Annotated in this window: 4 protein-coding genes, 1 other RNA gene and 1 pseudogene; 4 read left to right on the top strand and 2 right to left on the bottom strand. The window is 27.7% G+C overall.

From position 1 onward, the window contains the following. Nucleotides 1-235, top strand: a transfer-messenger RNA (tmRNA) gene (ssrA, locus tag BN358_RS24690); the annotation flags it as partial. 485 nt (nt 236-720) lie between these two features. Here the strand turns inward: ssrA and BN358_RS15880 are convergent. Together BN358_RS15880 and BN358_RS15875 are read right to left on the bottom strand one after the other, a co-directional pair. Next, nucleotides 721-1,707 (bottom strand): annotated as a pseudogene (locus tag BN358_RS15880) (recombinase family protein); the annotation flags it as partial. A gap of 91 nt (nt 1,708-1,798) precedes the next feature. Continuing rightward, the gene (locus tag BN358_RS15875; protein ID WP_019227249.1) at nt 1,799-2,827 is read right to left on the bottom strand and encodes a helix-turn-helix transcriptional regulator; all 1,029 of its coding nucleotides are present in this window, start codon (nt 2,825-2,827) and stop codon (nt 1,799-1,801) included. A gap of 179 nt (nt 2,828-3,006) precedes the next feature. Between BN358_RS15875 and BN358_RS27155 the strand changes: the two genes are divergently transcribed. The 3 genes from BN358_RS27155 to BN358_RS15865 all read left to right on the top strand — a co-directional run bounded on the left by BN358_RS27155 (nt 3,007) and on the right by BN358_RS15865 (nt 4,392). After that, nucleotides 3,007-3,177, top strand: a complete 171-nt coding sequence (locus BN358_RS27155; protein ID WP_019227248.1) for a hypothetical protein — start codon at nt 3,007-3,009, stop codon at nt 3,175-3,177. A gap of 74 nt (nt 3,178-3,251) precedes the next feature. After that, nucleotides 3,252-3,458, top strand: coding sequence for a hypothetical protein (locus BN358_RS15870; protein WP_019227247.1), 207 nt, complete (start codon nt 3,252-3,254; stop codon nt 3,456-3,458). Further along, nucleotides 3,421-4,392, top strand: coding sequence for a hypothetical protein (locus BN358_RS15865; RefSeq protein WP_019227246.1), 972 nt, complete (start codon nt 3,421-3,423; stop codon nt 4,390-4,392). Before BN358_RS15870 ends, BN358_RS15865 begins: the two co-directional genes overlap by 38 nt. Nucleotides 4,393-5,317 lie beyond the last annotated feature (925 nt).

Here is a 5,317-nt window from a genome sequence, read left to right as displayed (position 1 = left end):
AGCGTAAGCTGCTCGCTTGTTCCGCTTAGCCGGCCTGTAGGCTAAAACGGGGCATCATCTAAATCAGGGAACTGCTTAAGGGGGCTTCGACCTTAGGTGGAATAATCGAAGATAGCTGATACTATAGCCTGACGATAGGCGATAGTAAAGGCGAAACAAAAATTATCGTCTGCACTCGGAGAAAGTCTTGTGGAAATATTTTCGGACGTGGGTTCGACTCCCACCGCCTCCATCATCAAAATCCACAATATAGTGGATTTCAATTTTGTCCTCATTTAGGAGGACTTTTTTTATATATCGATTAATTATTTCCTTTTGTTCATGAAATTCCTTCGTTTTAATATTTGAATCATTGCTTAAATATTTTTTTATATGATCAATTTTGGGTGAATACTTCTCAAATTGTACCTTAGTTTCATACAAGTCGATTTTAAGATTGTTTTTTTCGTTTTCAAGCTCATCCATCTTTTCTTTCATAGATTCATGAAACATACCTTTAGTGATTGCGTTGATGATGTTGTCTATTTGTTTTTGTATTTCTATTAACTTCTTTTCAATAATTTTTACATCTGATTTTATTATTTCTTGCTGCTTAATAGCACTGTTGTATATTTTTGTTGAAATGTATTCTAAAGTATTAGGGGATAATATTTTTTCAATTAAGTCATTTACAACAAATTCTTCAATAAAATCTCTATTTATAGATTTTGCATTACATTGTTTTGTTCTTTTTCTTGTAGAGCATTCATATGACACATACATATCTTTATTTCTTCCGGCTCTTTTTCTATTTCCAACCATTGCGCCATCACAACTTCCGCAAACTAACAATCCGCTTAACAAATAATTTTCTTTTGCGGAATTTGATCCTTTTGCTCTTTTATTCTTATTAAGTTTCAATTGAACTTTATTCCAAAGAGATTTGTCAATAATTTGAGGTGTTCCTCCTTCAACTCTTATTATTTCTTCTTCACCTTTTATTTTTTTTACATTCTTTCCTGCAAATTGCCGGTTAGTTTTGTTGAAAGTATAAGTTCCTATGTATTTTTCATTTCTTAAGATTTCAGAAATACTATTTTTCCCAAAGGAATTACCAAGTTTAGTTTTAAAACCTTTTTTGTTTAATTCATCTACAATTTCATTATAGCCAAAACCGTTGGAGTAGAGGGTATAAATTAAAATTACAGCATGTTTTTCATTTTCATTTATTATTAATGTCTTATCATCAGCAATATCATATCCAAGAGGCGGGATTCCACCATTATGTTTACATTGAAGTGCAGTTTCTTTCATTCCCTTCATTACTTCACGTGCGAGATTTGCACTGTAATATTCAGCCATACCTTCGAGTACTGATTCTAAAATTATAGATTCAGGTGAATCATTAAGTAATTCTAATACTGACATTACTTTAACTCCATTTAGCTTAAGTTGACGTTTATAAAATGCACTATCATATCGGTTGCGAGAAAACCTGTCTAATTTATGTACTAAAACTATATCAAAAAGACCTAAAGTACTATCTTTTATTAATTGCCTAAACTGTGGTCTATTATCAGTAGTTGCTGATTTTGCTTCATCTGTATATATTTTTATGATTTGTATATCATTTCTTTCTGAATATTCCTTCATTGCTCGAACTTGAGCATCGATAGATTCTTCTCTTTGGTTATCAGAAGAGAATCTTGCATAAAGTGCTGCTTTCATAATTATGACCTTCCATTTTCAATATTAAGAAATGTTACTATTTTTCTCCTTCAAAAACTTTCAATAACTATTTATTCAAATTCTTTAAGTTTCAACTTTCTAAATCGCAATATTTATTAAGAAGAGTCAATTCTTCAATTCTCTTAGATGCTTCACTTTTACCGAGATCATTAAGTTTATTGTAATTTTCCAATAATCTTGATTCGTCTTCACTATAATTTCTAATAATTTTGTCTTCAAGCATCTCGCCGCTATCAGATATAATGTTTAGTACTTCATTAGCTCGTTGCTCTTCTAACTTTTCTGAATTAGAAGGGTTCATAGGTACATTGTATCCAGCTAACCAATCTTCACTGATATTTAATACCCGTGCAATTTTTCGTACATCATTAGTGCTGGGAATAACCCTTCCACACAAAATGTTGTGGATTAAAAGTTCTTGTATTCTTGTTTTTTTGGTTAAATCTGTTGGTTTCATATCGTTTATATATAAAGCTTCATACAATCTTCCTGAGATTGATGCATATAGTGAAAGTTCTTTTCCCAATAGTTTAAATGTATTTACACTATTACTATTAATGTTATTAATACTTTCTTTTATATCAGTATTTGAAATTACATTCATTATTTCACTTTCTTGTTTTGATGATATTTCTTTTAAATCTAAACAATCCATTTGGACATCATATCCATATAACCAGTCTTCATTGACATCTAATACTTTAGCCATTTTTCGGATATTTTCATATTTTGGCTTGAATTTTCCATATAAGTAATTGTTTATTGAAGATTTGCTTAATCCGGTCTTTTTTATTAAATCTATTTGTTTCATGCCTCTAATAGATAAAGCTTCATTTAACCTTTCTGCTATTGACACTTTACATAAATTTTCATTACTAACGGATATTGAATCATCATCGCCATCCCAACCCAATAAATATGCTGGTGATACTTGAAGTACTTCAGAAATCATTTCGATTTTTGAATAAGGAATATTAATAATAATATTATTTTCATATTTATATATGGTTTGTTTAGATGTGTTAGTTAAAGAAGCAAGTTCTTCTTGTGTTAAATTATTAGATTCCCTTAGATTTTTAATTCTTTCCCCTGTTGTCACAATTTATCCCTCCCATTTTATAATCGTAACTTTATTATACTATAAAACTAATCTAAAATCAACAATTTTTTTAAAATATTATATTGTGTATTGACAAATTTTACTACGAAGAGGTACAATGTAAGTAACTCAGAAAGGATGAGAACTAAACTTAATTTATGGATAAGGAAGTTTTCTAAATGCAAGCAGCAATTATAAAGACAACATTTGACAGAAAAACTGGAAAAAGAATTAATGAAGAACTAATCGAATTAGTTGAAATTGATGAAGATGAGTACTACGAACCACTTGTAAAAATGTATGCAAATGACTTTTTAGAGAAATGGAAAGCAGGTGAGTATCGTGACTAAATGGAAAAAGACTTAGCAATTAGGATAAACAAGGTTATAACAATATTAAGAATAAATGTTATTAAGAGGACTTTATGTATATAAAACCATATGCAAAAATAGGAAAAGAAGCACTTTCAAGAGCACTGATGTCTCAGGTTGAAGTTGTTGAAAAAAGAGAAGTCTTAGATAATAAAAATCTTATTGTTTTAAACAATAGGTTTAATTCCTATTGCGCTAAATGTCCTTTTAGCAAAGCACTTAATGAAAAATATTGTACGGAATATTGTGATAAATTTTAAAAAGTATGCATGGTCAGATGTGGAGTTTACAGATGAAGGAATGACGATAAAAAGCAATAAAAACACTCAGTTTGGCAAAACCTCTTGTAGGTTATCAAGGCTCAGTTTATTGCTTTTTATTTCGCTGCATTTTAACATCGACATAGATTCAAGAGGAATTATAAAAAATGTAGATTTTCAAGAACTTGCAGAAAAATTAAATTGTAACGTTAAATCAATTGTAAATTGTTCAGATAGCCTTGTTAAATATGGATTTATATGGCTTAGTAGAGTATCCACTTACAAATATTCTGTTAAAATAGTTCCATATGAAACTTATCATCTGAAAGCAAGGGATGGCGGCAAAGGTTATTTAAATATGTCTAATGAGATTTTAGATAATCTAATTTCTATTAAAGATGTGAATAACTTAAGATCAACTATATTAATGATATTGCAACAAGATGAAGCAAAAATAAAAGAAACTAAAATACAAAAGGAAACAAGTGCAATTAATGAACAGCATAAGGTTGAACAGTGTAAAATATTATTACGCTCAATAAAACAAAGACTTCCGAAACATATAACTAATCAGAGAATTCAAAACGTAATAAAACAGGACAAACTTAAAGAAATGTTTGCTGCAGAAATTATTGATAATGTATTGTATTTCAACATAAATGATAAATATGATATTGATAACTATAAACAATCTATAAAAGATCAGTATCTAACTAAAATAAAAGCATATTTAGTTAATTCTCAAATTTTTACTGAGTCAATTGACGAAGAAAATTTGTTGCAAATGAGTATTCAATATGGTATAGATGTTGTTTTAAAATACTTGCCTATAGCAGAAAGATTAATACTTGACAATGAATGTACAGTAAATTGTTGTGGTTTATTAAGAAATGTTATTAGACAAAGAGAGACAACATATTCTTTAGCAATTTAATCAAAATTATAAAAGGACTGTTTTACAAAATTGATACTTGATGACATATTTAATGTCATTGGTGGCAGCGTCAGGAGAATCTCATAATTTTAGCTTTAAGAGATTTTTTATTATGTACAATGCGACAACGAATCAGACTTGTCAATAGTATGTATGGACTATTTTTCAAAAATAGTTCTATTTGTCGTTAGTAAAAAATTATAAAGGTAGGGCAATAAATAAATTATTAGCTCTGCTTTTTTATTTTTTGAGATTAGTAATGCTTAATTTATACTAAAATTATCCACAATAAGAAATTTTTTATAAACAGAAGAAAAAAGATATTATTATTTTAGAAAAATCTATTGAAATGAAAATATAAAGTATTTTAAATATTATAACAAAAACAAACATTAATATAATTAGATTTAACAATATAAAAAACCTTAGATTCATAAATCGTAGAATAAAGTAATTGTAACTGCTGCGGCTTTTGTTATTCGTAACTTCTTTTAAACATCTTTTAAACTTCTTTATAAATTCTTTGTAATTATATATTAAATAAAATAATTTATTTGCTATTAATAAAAAAATCAAAGTGACAGATATTACAACATCACAGATGTATAAGTAAAAGCAAAAATAATGTATTTCAGCTTTAATTATTTTTATTATTTAATATATCAAATAGGAACCTATTCGGTACTTAAATTACAAATAAATATTTTATAGGCATCTTATCAGGAACCTAAATGCATATGTAAAAGTATTAAAAAATGAATGTGTAAAGCATAATTCATAATATTGGGAACCTAAAAACTTATAAAAATATAAGTTGGGTACCTATTAGGAACCTAAAATTTCAAAAGAAGTGTATTTTGAACTATTGGGTACCCAAAACTAAGGAAGTATATTATATACATTATATAAATCTTATTTTTTAAAA

The sequence above is a fragment of the Sedimentibacter sp. B4 genome (genome assembly GCF_000309315.1).
Lineage (GTDB): Bacteria > Bacillota > Clostridia > Tissierellales > Sedimentibacteraceae > Sedimentibacter > Sedimentibacter saalensis.
This window is presented reverse-complemented; position numbering and strand designations above follow the sequence as displayed.

Excerpts from the sequence above, each read along its gene's own strand:
- BN358_RS27155 (WP_019227248.1), top strand. The coding sequence starts at position 3,007 with ATGCAAGCAGCAATTATAAAGACAACATTTGACAGAAAAACTGGAAAA.
- BN358_RS15870 (WP_019227247.1), top strand. The coding sequence starts at position 3,252 with ATGTATATAAAACCATATGCAAAAATAGGAAAAGAAGCACTTTCAAGA.
- BN358_RS15865 (WP_019227246.1), top strand. The coding sequence starts at position 3,421 with ATGAAAAATATTGTACGGAATATTGTGATAAATTTTAAAAAGTATGCA.